The sequence below is a fragment of the Salegentibacter maritimus genome (assembly GCF_016236915.1).
GTDB lineage: Bacteria > Bacteroidota > Bacteroidia > Flavobacteriales > Flavobacteriaceae > Salegentibacter > Salegentibacter maritimus.
Window position 1 is genome coordinate 111,613 of sequence record NZ_JAEHOK010000007.1, and the last position, 24,478, is coordinate 136,090.

The 24,478-nt window shown below is 37.2% G+C and carries 20 protein-coding genes; 12 read left to right on the plus strand and 8 right to left on the minus strand.

Annotated elements, in window-relative coordinates; all coding sequences use genetic code 11:
- Nucleotides 1-160 precede the first annotated feature (160 nt).
- Nucleotides 161-2,053: a phosphoglycerate dehydrogenase gene (gene serA / locus I6U49_RS07140; RefSeq protein WP_198628137.1), complete on the plus strand. Its 1,893-nt coding sequence runs from the start codon at nt 161-163 to the stop codon at nt 2,051-2,053.
- 171 nt (nt 2,054-2,224) lie between these two features.
- Here the strand turns inward: serA and I6U49_RS07145 are convergent, their stop codons facing one another.
- From I6U49_RS07145 to I6U49_RS07155, 3 genes are all read right to left on the minus strand, one after another.
- A complete protein-coding gene (locus I6U49_RS07145) occupies nt 2,225-2,719 on the minus strand; it encodes a MepB family protein (protein WP_198628138.1) in 495 nt (164 codons plus the stop codon).
- A 328-nt stretch (nt 2,720-3,047) separates the two neighbouring features.
- On the minus strand, nt 3,048-3,731 hold the full coding sequence (locus I6U49_RS07150; protein ID WP_198628139.1) for an aspartate/glutamate racemase family protein: 684 nt from the start codon (nt 3,729-3,731) through the stop codon (nt 3,048-3,050).
- A gap of 21 nt (nt 3,732-3,752) precedes the next feature.
- Nucleotides 3,753-3,986 (minus strand): cation transporter, encoded by a 234-nt coding sequence (locus I6U49_RS07155; RefSeq protein WP_193711784.1) that lies wholly within the window; start codon nt 3,984-3,986, stop codon nt 3,753-3,755.
- A 299-nt stretch (nt 3,987-4,285) separates the two neighbouring features.
- Between I6U49_RS07155 and I6U49_RS07160 the strand changes: the two genes are divergently transcribed.
- Together I6U49_RS07160 and I6U49_RS07165 are read left to right on the plus strand one after the other, a co-directional pair.
- Nucleotides 4,286-5,668, plus strand: a complete 1,383-nt coding sequence (locus I6U49_RS07160) for an MATE family efflux transporter (RefSeq protein ID WP_198628140.1) — start codon at nt 4,286-4,288, stop codon at nt 5,666-5,668.
- A gap of 80 nt (nt 5,669-5,748) precedes the next feature.
- Entirely contained in the window at nt 5,749-6,897 is a 1,149-nt protein-coding gene (locus I6U49_RS07165; RefSeq protein ID WP_198628141.1) for an MFS transporter, read from the plus strand.
- Between the two features lie 18 nt (nt 6,898-6,915).
- On the opposite strand, the gene I6U49_RS07170 is transcribed toward I6U49_RS07165, so the two are convergent.
- From I6U49_RS07170 to I6U49_RS07180, 3 genes are all read right to left on the minus strand, one after another.
- Nucleotides 6,916-7,509 (minus strand): hypothetical protein, encoded by a 594-nt coding sequence (locus tag I6U49_RS07170; protein ID WP_198628142.1) that lies wholly within the window; start codon nt 7,507-7,509, stop codon nt 6,916-6,918.
- Between the two features lie 169 nt (nt 7,510-7,678).
- The gene (locus tag I6U49_RS07175) at nt 7,679-10,228 is read right to left on the minus strand and encodes an ABC transporter permease (protein ID WP_232804653.1); all 2,550 of its coding nucleotides are present in this window, start codon (nt 10,226-10,228) and stop codon (nt 7,679-7,681) included.
- Nucleotides 10,228-10,914 (minus strand): ABC transporter ATP-binding protein, encoded by a 687-nt coding sequence (locus tag I6U49_RS07180; RefSeq protein WP_198628143.1) that lies wholly within the window; start codon nt 10,912-10,914, stop codon nt 10,228-10,230. The genes I6U49_RS07175 and I6U49_RS07180 overlap by 1 nt, the downstream gene beginning before the upstream one ends.
- Before the next feature lie 72 nt (nt 10,915-10,986).
- On the opposite strand from I6U49_RS07180, the gene I6U49_RS07185 reads away from it, so the two are divergent.
- The 9 genes from I6U49_RS07185 (at nt 10,987) to I6U49_RS07225 (ending at nt 23,422) form a co-directional block, all read left to right on the plus strand.
- A complete protein-coding gene (locus tag I6U49_RS07185) occupies nt 10,987-11,682 on the plus strand; it encodes an arylesterase (RefSeq protein WP_198628144.1) in 696 nt (231 codons plus the stop codon).
- Between the two features lie 341 nt (nt 11,683-12,023).
- Nucleotides 12,024-13,664 (plus strand): TldD/PmbA family protein, encoded by a 1,641-nt coding sequence (locus I6U49_RS07190; protein WP_198628145.1) that lies wholly within the window; start codon nt 12,024-12,026, stop codon nt 13,662-13,664.
- Between the two features lie 124 nt (nt 13,665-13,788).
- The gene (locus I6U49_RS07195) at nt 13,789-15,102 is read left to right on the plus strand and encodes a TldD/PmbA family protein (RefSeq protein ID WP_198628146.1); all 1,314 of its coding nucleotides are present in this window, start codon (nt 13,789-13,791) and stop codon (nt 15,100-15,102) included.
- 282 nt (nt 15,103-15,384) lie between these two features.
- Nucleotides 15,385-16,002 (plus strand): DUF4159 domain-containing protein, encoded by a 618-nt coding sequence (locus tag I6U49_RS07200; protein ID WP_198628147.1) that lies wholly within the window; start codon nt 15,385-15,387, stop codon nt 16,000-16,002.
- Nucleotides 16,003-16,195: 193 nt separating this feature from the next.
- Entirely contained in the window at nt 16,196-17,200 is a 1,005-nt protein-coding gene (locus I6U49_RS07205; protein WP_198628148.1) for an AAA family ATPase, read from the plus strand.
- A gap of 116 nt (nt 17,201-17,316) precedes the next feature.
- On the plus strand, nt 17,317-18,213 hold the full coding sequence (locus tag I6U49_RS07210; protein ID WP_198628149.1) for a DUF58 domain-containing protein: 897 nt from the start codon (nt 17,317-17,319) through the stop codon (nt 18,211-18,213).
- Between the two features lies 1 nt (nt 18,214).
- Nucleotides 18,215-19,471 carry a BatA domain-containing protein gene (locus I6U49_RS07215; protein ID WP_198628150.1) on the plus strand — a complete coding sequence of 419 codons (1,257 nt, stop codon included), beginning with the start codon at nt 18,215-18,217 and terminating at the stop codon, nt 19,469-19,471.
- Nucleotides 19,468-21,690, plus strand: a complete 2,223-nt coding sequence (locus tag I6U49_RS07220; protein ID WP_198628151.1) for a tryptophan-rich sensory protein — start codon at nt 19,468-19,470, stop codon at nt 21,688-21,690. Before I6U49_RS07215 ends, I6U49_RS07220 begins: the two co-directional genes overlap by 4 nt.
- Nucleotides 21,691-21,760: 70 nt before the next feature.
- Complete coding sequence (locus tag I6U49_RS07225) at nt 21,761-23,422, plus strand: hypothetical protein (protein WP_198628152.1); 1,662 nt, start codon at nt 21,761-21,763, stop codon at nt 23,420-23,422.
- Nucleotides 23,423-23,426: 4 nt separating this feature from the next.
- Here the strand turns inward: I6U49_RS07225 and I6U49_RS07230 are convergent, their stop codons facing one another.
- Both I6U49_RS07230 and I6U49_RS07235 read right to left on the minus strand, forming a co-directional pair.
- Nucleotides 23,427-23,858, minus strand: coding sequence for a hypothetical protein (locus I6U49_RS07230; RefSeq protein ID WP_198628153.1), 432 nt, complete (start codon nt 23,856-23,858; stop codon nt 23,427-23,429).
- A complete protein-coding gene (locus tag I6U49_RS07235; protein WP_193711777.1) occupies nt 23,859-24,410 on the minus strand; it encodes a hypothetical protein in 552 nt (183 codons plus the stop codon).
- Between the last annotated feature and the right edge of the window lie 68 nt (nt 24,411-24,478).

The window sequence follows — 24,478 nt, forward strand, 5'->3', positions numbered from 1 at the left end:
TTCTCTGGATTTTAACAGCTTTTTATTTTATTCTGATGCATATTATGAAATATTAAAATCTATAGATCACCAGGTTTTTCCCTTCGTATTTTTCCTGAAATAAGTATAATAAGATTACTAAAAATAGTAGTTTTAGGGTTCATTTTACAGCACCTTTAATATGAGTGAAAATAAGCACTTTGTAATAGATTTTGATAGTACCTTTACCCAGGTTGAAGCCCTTGATGTTTTAGGCGAGATTTCCCTGGCAAACGATCCCGATAAAAATAAAAACCTTGCCGAGGTTGAAGCCTTAACAGATAAGGGAATGAAAGGCGAGATGTCTTTTAGAGAATCTCTTGTGGAACGCCTGCGTTTACTAAAAGCCAATAAGAGTCATTTACCAGATTTGGTAGAAAATCTAAAAGAAAGGGTATCTTCTTCTTTTGTTAGAAACCGGGAGTTTTTTAATGATTATCACGAAAACATTTATATTCTCTCAAATGGTTTTAAAGAATTTATCGTGCCTATTGTAGCACCTTACGGTGTTAAACCCGAAAATGTATTTGCCAATACTTTTGAATATGATGAACAGGGCAATATTATAAGTTTTGATCACAATAATGTTCTATCTTCTAATAACGGGAAAGTAGAACAACTTAAAAAATTAAACCTAAAAGGTGATGTTTATGTAATTGGAGATGGTTATACCGATTACGAAATTAAAGCTGCAGGTCTTGCTAATAAGTTTTATGCTTTTACCGAAAATGTGGAAAGAGCAAATATTCTTGAAAAAGCAGACCATATCACACCAAGTTTAGACGAATTTTTATTTGTACATAATATGAACAAAGCAATCTCTTATCCTAAAAACAGAATTAATGTCTTACTTCTTGAAAACGTACATCAAGACGCGGTAGATATTATGAAAAAAGAGGGTTACAATGTAACGGTACATCCCGGTGCCATGGATGAAGATGAACTTTGTGAGAAGATAAAAGATGTTTCAATTATAGGAATTAGATCTAAAACCCATTTAACCGAAAAAGTTCTGGCCCATGCAAACCGTTTAATTGCGGTAGGAGCATTTTGTATAGGAACTAACCAAATAGATCTTCAGGCTTGTTTAAAGAAAGGAGTTGCGGTATTTAATGCACCTTACAGTAATACAAGATCGGTTGTAGAGCTGGCTATAGGAGAGATTATTTTGCTAATGCGTAACCTTCCAGATAAGATGAGGTTAATGCATGAAGGTAAATGGGATAAATCGGCTAATAATAGTTTTGAAACCCGCGGAAAGAAACTTGGAATTATAGGTTATGGTAATATTGGGGCACAACTTTCTGTAATGGCAGAATCTGTTGGTTTCGACGTATATTACTATGATGTTGAAGAAAAGTTGCCAATGGGTAATGTTACCAAGTGCAATTCCTTAAAAGAACTTTTAGAGACCGTAGATGTTGTATCGCTTCACGTAGACGGAAGAAAAGAAAATAAAAACTTAATTGGGGAAAAGGAATTTGGTTACATGAAGGATAATGTGACCTTCATAAACCTAAGCCGTGGGCATGTGGTAGATATTAAGGCGCTTAAAAAGAATATAGAGTCCGGTAAAATTATGGGAGCCGGTATCGATGTTTATCCGCAGGAGCCCAAAACCAATAATGAAGAATTTGTTTCAGAATTAAGGAATTTACCTAATGTAATTTTAACGCCACACATTGGAGGTAGTACATTGGAAGCCCAGGAAAATATTGGAAATTTTGTTCCGGGAAAAATTATTGAATATATCAATACCGGAAGTACTACTAACTCTGTGAACTTCCCTAATTTACAGTTGCCTGTACTGCAGAATGCACATAGGCTTATACATATTCACGAAAACAGGCCTGGTATTTTAGCGGAAATCAATAGAATTCTTGCCGGGCATGATATTAATATTGAAGGTCAATATTTAAAAACCAATGAGACCATTGGTTATGTAATTACAGATATTGACAAACGTTACGATAAAGCGGTTATAAAAGACTTAAAAGGTCTTAAAGGAACCATACGTTTTAGAGTTCTATATTAAAAGTCTTTTAAATAGGTTAGATCCCGTGAATTATTTCTCAAACTAAAAGAAATAACTCACGGGATTTCTTTTTGGTCTTCACTCGATGATCCAGATATAAAGTTCCCAGACCTGCCTCGAAATTAAAAATTTATTTCCAACGAATGCCTCTTAGGCTTGCCTTTAGGTAGTTTACTTTGCGCGGTACAATTGCTCTACTTTTTTAAGATTAGTATTGCTGTATATTTCATAGAAATAATCTAATTGCCATTTTTGGGTTTTTTCGGCTTGTTTACTCCTTACAAGATCCCATTTAGGATACACTCTAAAAGCTCTCTTTCCTTCTTTTGTTTTGGTTGAGATGATACCCTTTTTTATCAAAATAGACCTAGGGAATATAAACTGTCCAAACCTTTCACCGGTTCGACTGTTCACTACAAAAAAGTCAATATTGTCATCATGGTTAAATGGCTCAATTGGTCCCTTACCAATTCTTTTCCAAAATGTCACAAATTGCCCCGCTTTTTTAGGGGTAACTTTCGCGTTTCTGCTTAGTATATGTAGATCGTTTAATTTAAATTGACAGGCATCGTATTCTTTGCTTTCTAATTCAGTTTTAAACTCAGAAATTTTAAGATTGCACCTGTCATAAATTTCTTTCTTTATTTGAGTGAGATTTTGGTCCATTTGATTTAAATAGGGGTGTTCACTGTATATTTAAAATAATCAGTTTTATAGAAGAACCAAAAGTAAGTCTATTTTAAAAAAGAAAATATACCCTTATTAGGGTATTGTGTCCAGGCTCTTTTCTGGATAAATTTGGTATAATATTTTGTTTGGGATAAAAAGGTCGTGATCTGGTTTAGGTAGGGATAAATCAGGTTGTTTTTTTTTATTGGCAGCACCAAAAGTATATTACCTCGAGGTCCCCTCTAAATTAAATATTTGTTTCCAACAAATACCTCGTGGGCCTGGTCCGAGGTAGTTTACCCGATGGCTTCAGGTTTAAAAATATTTAATCTTTTAAAATAAATTCGGTAGCCATTTTTGCGTGAAGCCTGGTAGTATCTAAAAGCGGAATTTCAGTATCATTTTCTTTAATAAGCATGGGGAGCTCGGTACAGCCTAAAATTATTGCTTCAGCGCCTCGTTCTTTTAGTAATTGCATTTGCTTTAAATAGAAAATTTTAGCCTTATCGGTAAATTTTCCCTGGGTAAGTTCTTCTGAAATAAACCTGTGGGTTTTATCAATATAACTATCGCCAGGGATTAAAGTTTCTATTTGGTGCTCTTCTCTTAATCTACCCGATAAAAAATTACCAAGCATTGTTGGTTTTGTGCCTAAAATCCCTAGTTTTTTAAACCCTTTTTGTTTAGCCTCTTTGGCTATAGCATCAGCAATATGAAGTATTGGAATATTGAGTTTAGGTTGTACAAAATCAAAAACCATATGGGGGGTATTAGCACAAATAATTACAGCTTTAACCCCTGCCGTTTCAAGTTTTCTAGCAATACCTAAATAAGCGTTTTTAATTTTTTCAGCATCATTTTCACGCATTAATTGAACATTGAGACTGTATAGAAGTAAAGGCGGGTTTTGTTGTGTGCCAATCTTTGCACCAACAAGTTCATTTAAAAGCCTGTAATATTCTATAGTAGAGTGCCAGGAGGTACCCCCAATCATTCCCAATAAATTCATAATGCATGGTTTTTGCTGAATTTAAGCAATTTTTAGGTCTTTGTCACATTGATCTTCATTTTCTGACTTTCGAAAAGAATTTAAAATACCTACAGCCTCCAATGCGGCAAATTCAGTTTTATAAATAAAGGAAACCCTGGCTTCTTTCTCGTTAGCCGAGATATCATAAATATCTTTAATTTTAGACAATCTTTGGGTAATGTATGTTATACAGTTTCTGCAATTGAGTTCTTTTAGTGAGATTGTAGCTTTCATAATAATTCATTTTTTTGCTTTTCCATACTATGGTAAACTTACTGTGTATATAGTAGGTTTTGTATGAGCAATGTCAGTTTACCACATATTTGGAGTATAAAAAGTTTTTTGTTGGGTGTTTTTAAAATGCTCGTGCTAAGCTTACGGGATTTTCTTAAAAAATGAAGGTAGAAAACGGCTACAAAATCATTAATTCTCTTGTATCGAGTAAAATACTTTTAAGAAATGGTTAAAAGCAAATTGAAGTATTAAGTTGGGAGATATTTTTCTTTACTTGCAAGGCTTAAATTTTCAGAAAATTGCGAAAGAAAAAACGACCCATAAAATATACCGAAGGTAAGATTTTTAGCTCTTTGGCTAATTTGGCCTGGCCTATTATATTGGCAAATATATTACAAACCGCATACCAGTTAATAGATACATTTTGGTTGGGGAGATTAGGAGCCGATGCCGTTGCAGCGGTAAGTATAAGTTTTCCTATCCTTTTTTTAATCCTTTCGTTGGGTGCCGGTTTAACATTGGCAGGAACCGTAATTGTTTCGCAACATAAAGGAGCCGAAAACCAGGCTGAGGTAAATTACAGTTCTTCGCAAACTGTTTTTGTAATCTTTTTTATATCGGTTTTGTTGGCTATTGTGGGCTATTTTTCTTCAACACCACTAATGAAACTTATAGGTGCCGGCCCCGAAATACTTAGTGATTCGGTAAGCTACTTTCAGGTTTCTTCTTTGGGTTTCATCTTTCTGTTTATGTTTTATGTGTTCCAATCTTTAATGCGGGGAATTGGAAATGTGCTCTTACCCATGTATGTGGTTTTGGCTACGGTATTTTTAAATTTAGTATTAGATCCGCTATTTATTTTTGGATTCGGCCCTATTCCTGGGTTTGGGGTGGCCGGGGCTGCGGTAGCCAGTGTTGTAACCCAGGGTTTATCGGCATTAGCCGGTTTACTTATTCTTTTTAGGGGTAAAAGAGGGATTAAGATTAATTTTAGCGAGATGAAATTCGATTTCCCCTGGACACGAAGAATGTTCAATATAGGTATTCCTTCCAGTATGGAGATGTCTACCAGGGCAGCTGGAATGACGGTTATGGTGATGTTGGTAACCAGTTTTGGGAGCGAAGTTGTGGCAGCTTACGGTATTGGAAGTAGAATATTAAGTCTTATTGTAGTACCGGCACTTGGTTTTGCCATGGCCACTACCACCTTAGTAGGCCAGAATATAGGAGCTGGAAAAATAAAGCGTGCCGAAAGAATAGGGAACTTAAGTACTAAAATTGCTTTTTTTGGCTTAACCGCCGTTGGCTTGATTCTTTTCTTTTTAGCTGAACCTATTACCGCATTTTTTGTTCCCAATGACCCCGGTGTAATTAGAGACGGATCTTTATTTATTAAAATTATGGCACCCAGTTTTGGTGTGCTTGGCGTTCAGCAGGTGTTAAATGGGGTGTTTAATGGTGCCGGCTTTACAAAAGCCTCTTTGTTAATTTCGGTTTTTGCCCTCTGGATTATTCGTTTCCCTATGGCTTTTGTTTTATCCAATAATACCAGTCTTTCTTTTGAAGGTATTTGGTGGGCATTTCCTATCTCTAATCTTATTGCGGCCATTGCGGCTTTTCTATACTATAAAATGGGGCATTGGAAATTAAGGACTATTCGTTACCGCCACAGGCAACTTTAATTTATTGTGAGCTAAAACAAGTTTTATTTCTTTTGCTGAAATATAATAAACGGCAATTTTTATATCTGAAAATTTTAAAAATGAAAGTCGAAATTCAACAACGAATTGCTTTAAGTACCTATTTTTTCTTATCTGGGTTCTGTTTTTCTACCTGGGCCTCCCGAATTCCTACTATTAAAATGGCATTCGAACTTAATGAAGCAGAATTAGGAAACTTACTAATGGTGATGCCTATAAGTTCTCTTATTGGGCTTCCGGTTTCAGGATGGCTAGTGTCGCGTTTTGAAAGTAGATATCCCTTAATGGTATCCTATATCTTTTTGGCCATTTCGCTTGTTCTTATTGGGTTGGCCCATAAACTTGTTCTGCTTATCGCGGGGATCTTTTTCTTCGCTTTTTCAATGAGGATTTTTAATATTGCCATCAATACTCAATCTATCACCTTACAAAAATCTTTTAAAAGAAAAATTATAGGTTCTTTTCATGGGCTTTGGAGTAGTGGCGGACTTTTAGGAGTTGCGCTTTCTACTTTACTGGTGAAATTGGAGGTTCCTATTTATAAACATTTACCTGCTGTAGCTATTTTTACGCTTCTTCTTGCTTTTGCAGCTTTCTCATTTTTACTGAAAAAAGATAGGTCTAGCCAGGGAAATAAACTCCGACTCGGAAAACCGGATAAGCCTACCATGTATCTTGGCTTTATAGTTTTTCTTGCCGCAATTACCGAAGGTGGAATGTTTGATTGGAGCGGTGTTTACTTTAAAGAAGTGGTAAAAGAAGATGTGTTTACCCTTGGTTATTTAATATTTATGGTTTTTATGGCTCTTTCCCGTTTTTTTTCTGATAGGATTGTGGAAAAAATAGGAATGAAAAAGAATTATTTAATAAGTGCCAGCCTGGTCTGCCTGGGGGTTTTGCTTATGGTAGTATTTCCTTATTTTTGGCCCGCAATAATCGGATTTTGTTTAGTTGGTATAGGAGTTGCCTCAGTAATCCCCATGACCTTTCTCCTAGCCGGCACCTCTAAAAAATATTCGCCGGGAATGGCTATTTCTATTATTAGTACGTATGCTATTGTGGGAATGCTTTTAGGCCCACCACTTGTGGGTTATTTGGCACATATTTTTAACTTAAAAATATCTTTTATCCTATTCTTTACTTCAGCATTAATGCTTATTCCTATTTCGCGGCTCTTTTTTAAATATAAAGAGGCGAATATTCAGGAATAAGTTTTTCAATAGAAATGTCTAATTTTTATCTGCCGGGGTAATCATAATATGAGCGCGGTGGGTTCCTGGGTCCATAAGCCATGGCATTCCGGGAGTGTGTGGCTTATCTGGTAGCCCTGTTTCTTCTGTGGTAGCATAAGGCATATAAATTACATAGCGTAATTTTGCATCTTTAAGTTCCCCGGTTTCGCGATTTAAATTCGCCTCCTTTCCGGTAAGTATATAAGTCATACTTGGCGCATCGGGCATTTTTAGTTTGCCGCTCTCTACTTCTTTTTGTCGTATAGCACGACGCTCCATCATATCTTTTCCTTCAGTCTTTAATTCTCTGCCGCGAGACATAAACGGCTCAAGTTTTTTATTATAACAACTTACTGAAATACCATTCATGCCAGGGTCGTCTGCAATGCAAACCAGGTTGTTGCTTCCTTCTTTTAGTAAAACTACTTTTCCTTCTTTATCATATCCGTAAACAGTAATGTTAGCCCTATCTTCTTCGGGCGCAGCCAAACCTGCCATTTTTATTTGAATTTCTTTAGAAAGATATTTTTCCTGGGCTATTCCCTGAAAACCGAAAGCCAGACCTAGTAGGGCAAAAAGTAGATTCTTCATAGTAAACAGATTTTAATTTATATTTTTTATGGTGTTATGCCGAATTTTTTTCAGCGTCTAAGGTGTAAAATATTCACTTGTAGACTATTTATAATTCCCTTCTTTATATTCCATTCAGCTAAAGATATAAATTTTACTCGATAATTTTAATGTAATGCTTCCAGGTAGCTTAGGTTACTTCTTTTCTTAAAACTTCTAAAGGTGGTTTTCTAATTACGCTCAAACTATTACTTAAACCAATAATTAATACCAATAAAACAATTCCCGGAAATAAGACTAAAAATGGAAATAACGACGGCGTAAATGCTGATTCAAAGACCAACCACGCCAGTAGCTGACTGCCAAGTAGCGACAAGAGTACTCCGGAAAGCCCCCCAAGCACGCCCAAATAAATATATTCTAAAGCATTAATATTCAGGATTTGTTTGCCTTTTGCACCTAGCGTACGCAACAGCACACTTTCCCGAATACGCTGATATTTACTGGTCCTTATCGCACCCAAAAGCACAATAACACCTGTGAGAATACTAAAAAATGCCATAAAATTAATGATCCATGAAATTCTGCCTAAAATATCTTCTATAACACTTAGCACCTGCCGAAGATCTATAATGGAAACATTGGGGAACTTTTTAACCAATTCCTGCTGTAATTGAGCCGATTCTTCTTCTCCGGGGACTTTGGTGGTTAGCACGTGAAATTGTGGGGCATCTTCTAATACACCTTCTGGAAATACCAGGGAGAAATTCAATTGCATTCGTGACCAGTCAACTGTTCTAACGCTTCCTACAACCGTATTTAGCAAAACACCCTGCACATTAAAGACCAGCTCATCTCCAACGCCAACTTTAGCATCTTCGGCAAAATTATTGCTTATGGAAATCGGCACAGGATTAATATCACCTGCTTCTGTCGTCCATTTTCCACTTTCAATACTTTCAGAAGTAATTAGAGAATCACGGTAGGTAACGCGGAATTCGTGGTTTAAAACCCATCTGTTAATTTGAGAACTAGTGTCTTTCCTTATCTCATTAACCGGTTTCCCTGCGATGTTCTGTACACGCATAGTCACAATAGGAATATTGTTTAAAACCGGTAATTCCTGAGCCTTTATTGTTTGGGCTACTGCTTCCTGCTGATCACTTTGTACATCTAAAAGAATCATATTAGGACTGTTGGCCTGGGATTCTATAGAAGCCTGGGCCAGTAAAAGATCTTTAGTAAAATATAAGGTACTTATTAAAAAAGTACCTACTCCAATGGCCAGTACGAGGGTTAGGGTTTGGTTTTGGGGTCTAAAGAGGTTTAGCAAACTTTGTCTTGCTACAAACCCCCATTTATGTGGGAAATATTTGCGTAGTGCTTGCATAAATAAGTAAGCTACCCCGGCAAGTATAGAAAAGGTGATTAAAATACCACCTACAAAACTCAGGGAATATTTCCAGTCTTCTAATAACCAAAGCGAAAACAAAAAGATGAATAAAAAGATGCCTAAAGAAACAAGGATAATTGCCCTACGCGATTTTTTGGTCTCCTCTTTTACCACACGTAATGCCTGTAAGGGCGAGATATAAAGCGTCCCGATTAAAGGGTAAAGAGCAAATAAAACCGACATAAAGACGCCAAGTAAAATCCCCATGATAATCACCGGAAAAGAAAAGTTAATCGCTACATCTATTGGAAGTAATCCTTCTAAAAGCCAAGGGAATAATTGCTGGAGTACAAGGCCTAGTATTGTTCCTAAAACCCCACCAATGAAGCCTATAAAAGCTACTTGTAAAAGATAAATTAGAAAAGTTTGCTTTTTACTGGCTCCCAAACATTTTAAGACGGCTACAGCGCGTAATTTTTCTTTTATATAAATATGTATAGCGCTTGCAATTCCTACACACCCCAGTAACAATGCTATAAAAGCCACCAGGTTAAGGAATTTTCCAAAGTTTGCGTATCGTCTTCCCAGCCTGTCACTTGTTGAGGTATGTGTATCTAAATCGGCGTCCTGGGCATCGAGCATGGGGTCCAGGGTTTCATCCAATTTTTCCATATCGGTAGTGGGAGGCGCTGTAAAATAGAATTCATAATCTATACGGCTACCGGTTTGTACCAGGCCCGATGCTTCAATAAATTTATAGGGAATAAGCACCGGTGGCGCTACCGAGCTAAAAATAGCCGCACTTCCGGGTACTTTATTTAAAGCCCCGGCAATAGGTAGAGTTATTTTACCAATCTTTATACTATCGCCCGGTTTTATGCCTAATTGAAGCATTACGGTAGCATCAACCAAAGCAGCTTCTTTTTCCTGATAAGTTTTTGCGGCATCTACGGGCCGGGTTTCCAGTTCGCCATAAAAAGGAAAACCGCCTTCAATGCCTCTAACCTGCATTAATTTTGTGGCTTCGCTTTGCGGAAAAGCGGCCATAGAAGCAAATTTGATCTCACGGGCTTTGGGGCCTCCCAGAGAATCCATAATTTGTATAACTCGTTCATTGGGTAGTTTATCGCTATCTATTTTATAATCGGCACCCATTAGCGCTTTAGACTGTAGGGCGATATTGTCTTTTAAGTTTTCACCAAAAGATTGAATTGAAACTACCGCAGCGATTCCCAGGACGATAGAAGCCATAAAAAGAGATAACTTTCTGGCACTGGCTTTACCATCGCGCCAAGCCATTTTTATGAGCCAGGGAAAACCCGGTTTATAAGTTTTGTTGTTGCTCATTACACGTGTTTTTCCCGGTTTTCAATAATTCTGCCTCCTTTAAGTCTAATAATATGCTGGGTTTTCTCTGCCAGCTCAAGATCGTGGGTAACTATAATTAGCGTAGTTCCTGCTTCCTTGTTGAGGTCAAAAAGTAATTGCTCTACTTTTTCACCTGTTTCAGCATCAAGGTTTCCGGTAGGTTCATCTGCAAATAAAATAGAAGGTCGTGTAGAAAAAGCGCGTGCCAAAGCCACTCTTTGTTGTTCTCCGCCCGAGAGTTGGGAGGGATAGTGGTGTATGCGATCGCCCAGACCTACTTTTCTCAATAATTCCTTTCCTGTTTTAGAAGCATTTTTGTTGCCTTGCAGTTCTAGTGGCACGGCCACATTCTCTAATGCCGTAAGCGTAGGAAGTAATTGAAAATCCTGAAATACAAATCCAATATGTTGGTTGCGCAAAAGCGCTCTTTTATCTTCACCCAGGGTGCTAAGTTCGCTTCCGCATAAATTAATAGAACCAGCATCGGGACTGTCTAAGCCGGCACAAAGCCCAAGAAGGGTGGTTTTGCCGCTTCCAGAAGGTCCAACAATAGCAAAGGTTTTTTGTTCTTCAACTTCAAAGTTGATATCCTGTAATACTTTTAGTTTTTTAGATCCGCTGGAATAGCTTTTCTCCAGGTTGCGAACGTTTAATATCTTTGCCATCTTAGAACTTATTATTGTCTTTTTTGAATTAAGGCAAAATAAGGAAATCATTTGATTATAAAGACTGTTGCTATGAGAAAATTGGTTCGTTACTACTTGATTTTATCGGTATTTATTCTGTCTTCATGCGGAGAAAATACCGATAAAAAATCAGGTGAAAATACTGCTGAAGAAGTTCAAACTGAAACTGAAGTTCAGACAAGTGAAAAAAACGTGATTCTTTTCTTCGGAAATAGCCTAACAGCAGGAATGGGTTTAGAGCCTTCTGAGGCTTTTCCGGCCCTTATTCAAAACAGGTTGGATTCGCTGGATTATGATTTTGAGGTGATAAACGCAGGATTAAGTGGGGAAACTACTGCTAGTGGGAAAAACAGGATCAATTGGGTTTTAAATCAGGATGTAGATGTTTTTGTTTTAGAACTTGGAGCCAATGATGGTTTACGCGGAATTCCTTTAGAAGAAACCCGTAAGAATCTTCAGGATATTATAAACACCGTAAAAGAGAAAAATCCTGATACTAAAATTGTGTTGGCCGGAATGCAAATTCCGCCAAATATGGGAGAAGAGTATACTTCAGAATTTAGAAACATTTTCCCCGAACTGGCCCAAAAAAACAATGTAGCACTTATTCCGTTTCTTCTTGAAGGGGTGGCCGGAGACCCAAAGTTAAACCAGCAAGATGGGATTCACCCAACGGCCCGGGGCTATAAAATAGTGGCCAATAATGTTTGGGATGTTTTGGAAAATGTAATAGATAAAAAAGGGTAATAATAAGTGAGCGGCATTTTGGCATTGTCCCTAAACTTAATTTAGTACTTGTTCTCAAGATCACTTTAAAAAACTTTAATAAATATTAAAGCAACTAAATCTTCAACATATTTATTATAGGTTTTTGTGCTTCATTTTAAATTTAACACTATTTCGGGTGTTTTGTTGTGAAGTATTTATAAAAAATGTTATTTTAGGCTTTTATTAAGAATAATCGCTCTAAAAATTAGTCTTGTTTCATTTTTAAATAATTTACGATCTCGTTAAATTATAAATATTTAGTGGTTCTTTTCTTAATAATTGAAAAGTGATTCATTCAATCTAAAAACAGAAGATTTTTTATGAAAAGAAGAAAATTCGTTCAATTAGCCGGTATGGGCACAGGGGCTTTGATGCTTCCTTCCTATCTAATGGGAAGCAACGTTTCTGCTGAGGCACTTTTACATCCCGGTATGGATATTCTTACCAAAAGAAGGCTTGCCGATGTAGCATTAAACACAGCCAAATCTCTTGGTTCTACTTATGCAGATGCTAGAATAGGCCGCTATCTAAATCAATACGTTTTTACTCGTGAAGATAAAGTTCAAAACGTTGTAAATACTGAGTCTTTTGGAATTGGGATTCGAGTAATAGCCAATGGTACCTGGGGTTTTGCCTCTACCAATAATGTTACCGAAGATGGTATTATGAAAGCTACTCAGCAAGCTGTTGCCATTGCTAAGGCAAATTCCAGGATTCAGAAAGAGCCGGTAAAGCTTGCTCCTGTAGAATCACATGGTGAAGTTTCCTGGAAAACTCCAATTAAAAAGGACTTTAAAGAAGTTCCGGTTTCAGAAAAAGTAGACTTATTGCTTAGCGCGAATGCTGCGGCTCTTGATAATGGGGCAAACTTTGTTAATTCAGCACTTTTTATGGTAAATGAGCAGAAATATTTTGCTTCAACCGAAGACTCTTATATAGACCAGGACATACATAGAATCTGGCCAACATTTGGTGTTACTGCTATAGATCGGGAGGCCGGAAAATTTAAATCCCGCTCGGCGATGAGTGCTCCAATGGGCATGGGCTACGAGTATATGGATGGTCTGGAATCTGAAAAACTGGAAGGTCCCGGCGGATTAAAGTTGTATCGCAACAGTTACGATATGGTAGAAGATGCCACTTTAGCGGCAAAGCAGGCCAAAGAAATGCTTTCAGCTAAATCTGTAGAGCCTGGAAAGTACGACTTGGTTTTAGAACCAAATCATTTGGGGCTAACTATTCATGAATCTGTAGGTCATCCATTAGAGCTAGATAGGGTACTTGGTTATGAGGCGAATTATGCCGGTACCAGTTTTGCAACCTTAGATAAATGGAAATCGGGTGATTTTAAATACGGAAGTGATATTGTAAATCTTGTGGCCGATAAAACACAACCGGGTTCCCTTGGGGCGGTAGGTTTTGATGACGAAGGGGTGAAGACCAAGAAATGGGACCTGGTAAGAAATGGAATCTTAACCAATTATCAGGCTATTCGCGATCAGGTGCATATGATAGACCAAAACGAATCTCATGGTTGTTGTTATGCACAAAGCTGGAATGATGTTCAATTTCAGCGTATGCCTAATGTTTCATTAGAGCCGGGGAAAGAAAAGTACTCTATAAACGATATGATCAAAAACGTAGAAAAAGGTATTTATATCGCCGGGCGCGGTTCATATTCCATAGATCAGCAGCGTTATAACTTTCAGTTTGGCGGTACCGTATTTTTCGAAATTAAGGATGGAGAGATTGTGGGGATGCTAGACGATGTAGCTTACCAGTCTAACACCCAGGAATTCTGGAATTCCTGTTCTAAAATTTGTGACGAAAGCGATTATCGTATGTTCGGATCATTCTTCGATGGCAAAGGCCAACCTTCGCAGGTTAGTGCCGTTTCTCACGGAAGTTCAACTTCCAGGTTTGACGGGGTAAACGTGATCAATACCGGTAGAAGTGTATAACCCCTCGTTGGGAGTTTAATTTTCCGAGGTTTTCCTCGAAACTGTGAAAATATTTTTCGAACTCATAACTCTTGGGCCTGCCCCGGAGGTACTCATTAACTTGGACTAAAAAAGAAATATAGAAATGGCAATATATACAAAAGAAGAAGCCAGGCAAATTATGGAAAAGGCTTTAAGTTTTTCTACTGCAGATGCCTGTGTAATTAATATGGGGGGTAGCGAAAGTGGAAATATACGTTATGCCCGTAATACGGTTTCCACTTCAGGACACCGCTCTAATCAAACACTGGCAGTTGAAGCCAGTTTTGGAAAAAAATCTGGAACGGCCACCATAGATGAATTTGATGATGAATCATTAAAAAGCGTGGTGAAAAGAGCTGAAGAATTAGCAAAACTTGCTCCCGAAAATCCGGAATTTATGACGCCACTTGGCCCACAAACCTACGATGAGTCTATAAGCTTTGTTGAGTCTACGGCCAATATTACTCCAGAATACCGTGCTGAGGTTGCTGCGAAAAGTATTAACCCTGCTTCTGAAAAAGACGTAACCGCCGCCGGTTTTCTTAACGATTCTGCCGGATTTAGCGCGATGATGAATTCTAGCGGGCTTTTCGCTTATAATAAATCTACAAATGTGGATTTTACCGTGACTATGAGAACTAATGACGGTACAGGCTCAGGCTGGGTAACACGTGATTACAATGATATTAATAAGTTTAAGCCTGAAGAAGCAGCAAAAGTAGCGATAGATAAAGCAGTGATGTCTCGGGAGGCAAGGGCCATAGAACCGGGAAAATATACCGTAATTTTAGAACCGGCTGCGGCCGTAGATTTGCTACGTAATATGTCTGGTGCTTTTAACGCCCGTACTGCCGATGAAGGTCGAAGCTTTATGTCTAAAGACGACGGGACTAAAATGGGCGAAAAGATTGTAGATGAACGTGTAAATATTTGGAGCGACCCTTTACATCCCGATGTGCCAACCTCAACCTGGAACGGTGAGGGCATGCCGCTTAAAAAGATGAAATGGATTGAAAATGGAGTGGTGAAAAACCTGGCTTATAGTAGATACTGGGCAAACCAGAAGGGCGTAGAGCCTGTTCCTTATCCGTCTAATTTTATTATGGAAGGGGGCAATGCTTCTCGTGAAGAACTTATAAAAAGCACGAAAAGGGGAATTCTAATAACCAGGTTGTGGTACATAAGAAGTGTAGACCCGCAAACTTTGCTGTATACCGGACTTACCCGTGACGGAACCTTTTATATAGAAAATGGGGAAATAAGATACCCGGTTAAAAACTTCAGGTTTAATGAAAGCCCAATTATTATGCTGAATAACCTGGAAACCTTAGGGGAACAGGTTAGGGTTAATGGAAATTTAGTTCCATATATGAAAGTAAGGGACTTTACTTTTACCAGTCTTTCAGACGCGGTTTAAAATCTATAGATCTTTAAAAACTGGTTGTAGTGGAGTTTTCATTACAACCAGTTTTATTTTGATGAATTTGTCAATTTTGAATCTCTGATTTTTTGCAGACTAACAAGGTTTCTAAGACCTTGCGGGAGAAAAAAGTCGAATTGCTAAATAAATTGAAGTCTATTTTTTTACTTTTTGAGAGATGCGGAGTCTAACTATTAATTAGGTGAGGTTTAAAAACATTATTCGTGAATTCACGGCAATAAACATTACACAATATTCAAGATACATTATACATTAAAAATGAATAGCTTTTTTTTTACCAGGCTTCAATATGAATCGGGAGATTGGGATGTGGACCAAAGGATGCCTTCCAATTTGCTGAATTCCCTGGTGGAGTATACCACCCTCGAGGTAGATACCCGTGAGAATATTGTTCCGTTAAGTAGTAACGAAATTTTCAAATGTCCGTTTTGTTATATTTCAGGGCATAAACTGGTACAATTTACAGCAAAGGAGAAAGAGAATTTTGAAAAATATGTAAAAAATGGAGGTTTTATTTTTGCCGATGATTGTAATCACGATATAGATGGGCTTTTCGCCAAATCTTTTGAAAGACAAATGGAAGAGATTTTTGGCCCGGGAGAATTGAAAAAAATTCCTAATGATCACGAAATTTACAATGTGTTTTTTGAGTTTGAAGATGGTCCGCCAACTACTTCCCAAGAACTGAATGGCTGGGGAGACGATTTGGTACACGAATATTTAAAGGCCATTGTAATAAACGGAAGGATTGGCGTGCTTTACAGCAACAAAGATTACGGTTGCGAATGGGATTATGATTTTAGAAATAAACGATTTTATAAAATAGACAATACCCGTTTTGGGGTGAATATTGTGATGTATGCACTTACATCTTAACCAGCCAGCAGGCTGCTGGACGCAATATTAGCAATAAAATTGGAAACCTATTTTAAGTTCATTCTTTTGAGTAAACTATCGATGCAAGCTTGAGAGACATAAATTGAAAAAAAATGATTTCGAGATATCGCGATGGCTCGGGACGGAATATTTAAATCTCGATTATCGAGTAAATTTATAATAAGATGAAAATATGGATCAGCAATTAGCCGATTTAGACCGGGAAGTAAAAATGCTTACCGGCAAACTTAAAGACTTAAAAACTGAGATTGCTAAGGTTATTATTGGGCAGGAGGATACCGTGGACCAGTTACTTATTACATTTTTGGCGGGTGGGCACGCACTTTTAGAAGGTGTTCCCGGTTTGGCGAAAACCTTAATGATAAGAACACTTTCCCAGGCGATAGACTTAAAGTTTAAGAGGATTCAATTCACTCCCGATTTGATGCCATCAGATATTATTGGCACTGAAATTTTGGAAGAAGACCATACTACGGGAAAGAAATTCTTTGAATTCAACAAAGGGCCAATTTTCGCAAATATTATTCTTGCCGATGAGATTAATAGAACGCCACCAAAAACTCAGGCCGCACTTTTGGAGGCCATGCAGGAGTTTGAAGTCACTTATTCCGGGAAGACTTATAAGTTGGAGCGTCCGTTTTTTATTTTGGCAACTCAAAACCCAATAGAACAATCGGGAACCTTTCCTTTACCCGAAGCGCAGCAGGACAGGTTTCTTTTCTATATTAAAATTGGCTACCCGACAGAAATTCAGGAAAATCAAATTTTAAAGCATACCACAGGAATTAACAAGAAAACAGTTACCCCAATTCTCAATGGTGAGGAAATCTTAAAACTCCAAAAATGGGTACGGGAAGTACCTATAAGTGATGAGCTAATTTCTTATGTAAGCAAGATTATTAGAGCCACTCGTCCTGAAAACAGTAGTAGCGATTTTGTTAAAGAGTGGGTTAATTGGGGAGCAGGGCCAAGAGCAGGGCAGGCAATGATTCTTACTGCGAAAGCCAGAGCTTTACAACAGGGAAGATTGGCAGTAACGATGGAGGATTTGGAGCATTGTGCTTACCCGGTTTTGCGTCATAGAGTAATCGTTAATTTTAAGGCAGAGGCCGAAGGAATAACTTCAGATGATGTAACCCGGGAATTGCTAAAATCAATAATACCAGCTGAAAAGTAAAAAATAAGTAAACTGTCTCACGGCAAGCTCAAGAGGCATTTATAGTAAAGGATTGTTTAATTTTTGGGGCAAGCCCCTAAGTCCCGATAATTATCGGGATAAATCTCGATTAACGAGTGAAGCAGGATCATCGCCAGTTATTAAAATCCGAGATCATCAATAGCGTAAGTGGTTTGGCACTTATCGCCAGGGTGATTGTAGATGGTTATCTTTCAGGCTTAAACCATAGCCAAAGGTTGGGGGGCGGAATGGAATTTAGTCAGTATCGGGGTTATGAGCCGGGAGACGACATGCGCCTACTAGACTGGAAAATGCTTGCTCGCTCCGGTAGATATTACATTAAACAATCTGAAGTAGAGACCAATGTTTCGGTGAAATTTATTCTGGACTCCAGCAGGTCTATGGAACACGAGGAAGCCGGAATTACTAAAATGGATTATGTTCGGGTTTTAGTCGCTTCTTTAGCCTGGCTGGCCCGTGAACAGGGGGATGCCATTGGACTTTTTTCTGTAAATGACCACCAATTGCAGGCACTTTACCCCCAAGTTCAGAAAAGGCATTTTAATAGGTTATTGCGGGAGTTGATTAATATTAAGACTGAAGGAAAGTGGCCAAAAAATGCAAATGCCGTTGAAAAACTACATGACAGGAGATATAAAGAACTTATATTTTTTATTTCAGATTTACATGAGAAAACTTCTGAATTAACCAATGTAATTACCAAATTGAAAACTCCGCGCAATGAAGTGGTGGTTTTGCACCTTTTGGGCAAAAATGAATTAGAATTTAATTACAAGGGCTCGCTTACTTTTGAAGATCTGGAAACTGGTACCCGAATGAAAATAGATGCTAAAGAAGCTCGGGAAAATTACCTGGACAGCCTGGAGAAATCCATTAAAAGAACTAAAGAAATTTTCCTGACCAATGCTATTACCTATCAACTTTTAAGGCTTGACGAACCAATTGGCAAGGCGCTTCAATTACTATTGAAAAAGCGAAATAATTTAATGTAATATGTTTTTTCTTAATCCTTCATTTTTATGGGCTTTATTGGGAGTTTTTGTTCCGCTGGCAATTCATTTATGGAACAAAAAAGAAGGAAAAACCATTAAAGTTGGGAGCATAAAACTCCTGCAGGAATCTGCTTCCCGAAAAAGCAGTAGCATTAAATTAAATGAATTTTGGTTGTTATTACTAAGAATGTTACTCATCGCTATTTTGGTGTTTATCATGGCCAAACCACGTTTACATTATAAAACTAGAAATTCACCAATCACTTATTTGGTTGAAAAGTCTTTGCTTTCTTCTTTGGAAGTAAAAATGCTAACAGATAGTTTAGATAATAAGGCTGAGGTTCGTTTTTTAGAAACTGATTTTCCGGAATATGAACCTGAAGATGTAAAGAATACTTTTTCTGAAACCCCGAATTACTGGAAATTGGCCAGGCAAATGGAAAACTTAAAAACCGATAGTATTGTAGTTTTTACCAATGCCTTTGTGAGTGGAGTTAAAGGGAAACGTCCAGAAATTTGCAAAAATATTCATTGGATTAATCTGAATCATGAACTCACAAAAACCAATTTGGTTGGTGCTTTTAAAAGAGATAATGAACTTGAAAGAATTTCGGTTACAAGTGATGCTGAACATTTTAGGTTTCAGCGGGAAAAACAAAATTTGGATATTTCAGGATTAGCAACCGAATTTGTAAACCTTCCGTTGGCACAATTAGATACTTTACAGGTGCAAATATATTCTGAGGATGATTTCCAGGCTGAAAGTAAGTATATAAAACTTTCTTTTTCTGCCCTGGGAAAATACCTGGAAAGGCCCATTGAAATTATAAAGTTTGAAGAAGAAAATTTCAATTTAATGGCCAAAGATATATTGATATGGTTGAGTGAAAAAAAAGCTCCTGAAACTGCAGGAAAAATAGTGATATTCCGAAGAGATTCTTTAGCTAATTCACTTATCGTTTCTGGAAACTCACTGAACGAATATTATTTAACCCGCGAATTAAATTCAGAAAATATTGTAGAAGAACATCTCGCTGAACAGCTTTTGGAGATATTGAATCTTTACCCTGAAATTAATAAGGAAGCTGAAAAGTACGATCTTCGAATGATGGATTTAACGCTTTTAAAACCAAACTTGGGAGAAATCTCAAAATCATCTAAAAACAGAGAGGGTAGAGATATTTCTAAATATGTATGGATAGTATTAATTATACTAATCTTATCAGAACGCGCTTTGGCAAGAGTTAGAAAACAATGAACAAAAACGGAAAAGGCATATTAATCAGTTTTCAAAAGCGCTGGCAACTTTTACTTTGGCTGGAGGTATTCCTATATGCTATTGGTGCTGCGGTTTTTACCTGGTTCTTTTCTTTCAATTTACTCATTAGTAGTTGTGTTTTTGTAATTGTTTTTATTGCCGTTACTGTACTAAAAAGACCCTGGAAAATTGATTTACAGAAAGTAACTGGTTTTATTGACCGCAAATGCAATAAACTGGAATACAGCAGCGGATTATTATTAAAATCCACCGAAGAACTTTCTGGTTTGGCAAAACTTCAGCAGCAAAAAATTGCCAAAGAAGTTGAAGTTGAAAGCAAACAAATTCGTCCTGAGCATAAACTGGAAACAGCGGGAATTACTTTGGTAGTAATGATGATAATTGGTTTTTTGGGGTACTATTTCGGGTTAACCAATCATTATTTTTCAAAAGAAATTACAATTCCAAAAGAAGAAATTTTAGTTTTTCGACCTACAGACTCCACTGCAGAAAAATATAAAGTACCGGTTTTAAAAGATCAGAAATTAACAATCAATTATCCACTGTATACCAGATTAGCAAATTTTACGTCGTCAAAAATGGATATCAAAGCAGTTGAAGGTTCTCGCATAACCTGGGAGCTAAGTTTTGATGGAGAGGTAGATAGTGTGAGCCTGGAAAGTGTGGGGAGCCATAGGTCCCTATATAAAAATGAAGGCTCTTACACCGGGACTTTGGTTTTGGAAAGTTCAGGCTTCTATAATTTTAGGTTTGTCGATACGGCCGGGGTTAGCTATGTTTCTGATCTTTATGCGATAGAAGTTACTAAAGACAAGGCACCAAACATTACTTTGGAGGGTTTGAAACAGTTCAACTCGTTTAATTATGATGATCAAAAACAAATTGATTTTAGTGCCTTCATAACAGACGATTTTGGACTTGCAAATGCTTACATTATTGCAACGGTTAGTAGAGGATCAGGAGAGTCGGTGAAATTTAGGGAAGAAAAACTGTTTTTTGATAATGCTTTTAAGACTGGGGAAAGTAACCTTAACTTAACCAAACATATAGATTTAAATGAAATGGGAATGAAGCCCGGTGATGAGCTCTATTTTTATGTGGAGGCCCTTGACCTTAAACAACCTCAGACCAATATTTCCCGTAGTGAAACATATTTTGCGGTAATAAAAGATACAGTAGATTACGGTGCCGGGGTAGAAAGTGGGTTGGGTGTAGATTTAATGCCCGATTATTTCAGGAGTCAGCGGCAATTGATTATTGATACTGAAAAACTTATTAGCGAGCGTGATGAAATTTCAACAGAAAAATTTAATAAAAACAGTAATGATCTTGCTTTTGATCAAAAAGCACTTCGGTTAAAATATGGGCAGTTTATGGGCGATGAAGCCGAGGGTGGTAATGGTGCCGGGAGTGAAAAAGCAACTGAAGATGTTCACGAAGAAGATCTATTAGCTGATTATACCCATGATCACGATGGGAATAATGAGCATAATCTTGTAAAAGAAGATGATGGTCACCACCACGATCAAGAAAGTGAAGCAGAAGACCCACTTGCCGATTATTTGCACAATCATGGCGATCCTGAATCTTCAACTTTGTTTACCGATAACTTAAAAAGAAAGCTACGAAAGGCGCTAAATATTATGTGGGATGCCGAACTGCATTTACGACTTTACGAACCCGAAAAATCCTTGTCGTTTCAATATGAAGCCTTGTCACTTATTCAGGAAATTAAAAACAGCGCTAGAATCTATGTACATCGTATAGGTTTTGAACCACCACCAATTAAGGAAGGTGCCAGGCTTTCGGGAGATATAGGCGAAATAGACAATTACAGGAAAAAAGAGGCGCTTGAAAGAACTGATAAGTATTTTTTTATGCGAAAAAGTATTCTCAGGTTAGAGGAATTAAAAAATTCTAATTTTGAGATTTCAAAAACCGATAGGGAGCTATTTGAAAAGGCAGGTAATGAGTTGGCAGAAAAAGCAGTAAATGAACCTGGGAGGTATTTAAACACACTTCAGCAATTGAAGCAGCTTGCCGATATCCAAAAGAATGGAAATAAGTTTATAAACGAAGTTCAGAAAGGTTTATTACAGGCACTTCCAAATACGAGTATGAAGCCTGGTAAGCAGAGTGGATCTGGCGGTAAATTAAACAGTTTGGTGCTAAAAGAGTTAGAGTTAGATGGACAATAGTTTAACATTCTTAAATTCCGCCTGGTTCTGGCCGGTGTTTGTTTGCTGGTTACTTTTGTTATTGGTGTTTATGTGGAAGGAATTATCTCAATTTGGAAAAAAACACTTGTATCTAAAAGTTGTGTGTGTATTTTTTGCAGTTTCATCTTTAGCTCTAATAGCACTAAAACCTGCAGTTTTTGAAGAAGTTAAGCTGGAAAAGCTATTAATTCTTACCGAAAATTTTAAAGAAAAACAGCTGGATAGCCTAAAAAGAGAATACCATGAGATTGAAGTTTTTGATTATCGTAAGCAAGAAAGCTTACCCGATGTGGAAAATGTACAGGAAATCTTTATTCTGGGCAATGGAATTAGGGATTACGATTTGTGGTACTTCAAAGACTTATCGGTTGTTTATTTACCCGGAGAAATTAATTCGGGAATAATAAAGTTGCATTATAGACAAGAAAGTAAGCCGGGGGATAGGCTGGAAATTAAAGCTGAATTTTTAGATCCAGGTATCGGGGGGAGTCTTTGGCTTGAAGATGCGGGTGGAAATAAACTGGACTCAGTTATATTTGCTTCAGGGGAGCACACTAGATTTAAACTTTTAACCGATTTAAAAACTTCCGGAAATTATGTTTTCAATATTACAGAGAAGGATTCTTTAGGGAATATTTTAAATCGAAATCCTTTACCGGTAAAAGTTGGAAAAGAAGAAAATTTGAGAGTTTTGATCCTGAACTCTTATCCTACTTTTGAAATTAAATACCTTAAGAATTTTTTAGCCGAAGTGGGGCATAAACTCGTGGTAAAAAATAGAATCACTACCGGTAAATTTAAATTTGAGTTTTTTAATACCGAGAACACGCTTTTAGGAAATTTAAATAAAGAAGTTTTAGAAGGGTTTGATTTAATTATTTCAGATTCGGGAGCTATTCGTAACCTTTCTTCAAAAGAAAAGAATGCATTGCAAAATGCTGTAAGAAAAGATGGCTTAGGAATTTTAGTATTAGGAAATCCTAATTCTTTAAGTACCCTGGGAGATTTCTCTGTTTTTGAGCTCCAAACTGTTGCTACAACCCAAACGGTATTAAATGGCTTCCCCGGCACTACTCTAGAAAGGCAGGCTTTTCAACTTAAGCCAGAGGTTGGTCTGGAAGAAATTCATACTTCAAACTCCTCGGTTTTAAGCGCCTATAAACGCCTGGAGCAAGGCAGGATTGGTACTACTTTACTAGAAAATACCTGGCAATTACAATTGGGAGGAAAGCATAAAACTTATCAACAAATTTGGACTGAAATTGTGGAGCAATTAAGTAAAAGAAAATTACCAATAGCCTCCTGGAACCCAGAAAGCACATTGATTTTTAAAGATGAACCATTTCAGTTTCAATTGAGAACCTTGATAGAAAAACCAAGAGTGCTTGATGAAAATAATAACTTAATTCCGTTAAAGCAGGACTTAAATAATTCAGAGTTATGGACTGGTAAGACGTATCCGCGCGCTGAAGGCTGGAAACAATTAAAAGTAGAACAGGACTCTGTTTCGGTTTTTAATTATTTTGTGTATAAAACCCGAGATTGGAAGACGTTAAAGGCCTTCCATACTTTGCAGAAGAATAATAGATTTTTTTCCCGGAAATTGGTAAAAGATGTGAAAGAAAGGATGCCGGTAGCCATAAACCCCTTATGGTTTTTTGGTCTTTTTCTAATAGGGATGGGCGGTTTATGGTTAGTGCCTAAACTCTAAATATCTATTTTCTTTTTCGGGAATTCCTATAGTTTCTAATCTTCTTTATTTTCTCACTTCTTGAAACCACTGCCAGGCTTAAAGAAACCAATACAGAAATAGATGCGGTAGTGCCCAATGCACCTCCATATCCTTTAAAAAACGGACTTGCATTTAAATAGATTATTGAAAAAATAAAACCAGAAAATCCTACCAATAAATAACTGGACAGTATTTTAGAAGAAACCATTCCTATAAAAGTGGCGCCAATAAAAACAATAGGGATATTTTTAGTTAAATATGGACTGAAAATTTCAGGAAAGAAATAGAAAAATAACCCCACAAGTAGTGATAATCCTGCAGAAGCTCTTACTGCACCCTGCCTGTGTTTATTATTTACAATATATGTAAGAAGGGCAGAGATAATACCGGTGATAAAGAGAATGAGTATTTCCATCTAAAATAAGAGATATAAAATAACAGAGGTAATGGCAATACTACCAAAAGCGATGGTCCCTAATTTACCTCCCAAACCGTTAAAAATGTTTTTAGAAAGAATAAGAATACTACCCGCAATAATCCCTGCCAGTAAAATAAATTTTAGATTAGGGGCTACACTTGTAGAAGTCATTCCCACAAAAGCACCACAATAAACGGCTGCAGGAGCCTCTTTTAAGAGATTTGACTTACGGTTTATTACTGGTATAAAAGAAGCTATGGTTCCTATAAATCCGGCGGCGATCACCGGCCCAAACTTAAGTCCGGTGTTTATGAAAAATGTACTTACAGCACCAGATACGGCAAAAATGATAAGGTAAAGATCTTTTGTTAAATACCTTTCTTCTTCGCGTGGTGCTTTAAAATAAGCAAGACTTATTAACACCGAAATTATCCCAAGAAAAAGGAGTATCAAGGGCGCATTCATCTTATCAAAAAATATAGCAGACAAAAATGCAAACTGCATCAAGATTAGAATAAAGAAAGATAATCTTCGGAATATTCTCGTCATACCTCAGACTTTAGCTTAAATTTTTAAGTTGCCAAACTTAGTAAATATGTAAGATTTAGTTTGTTAGA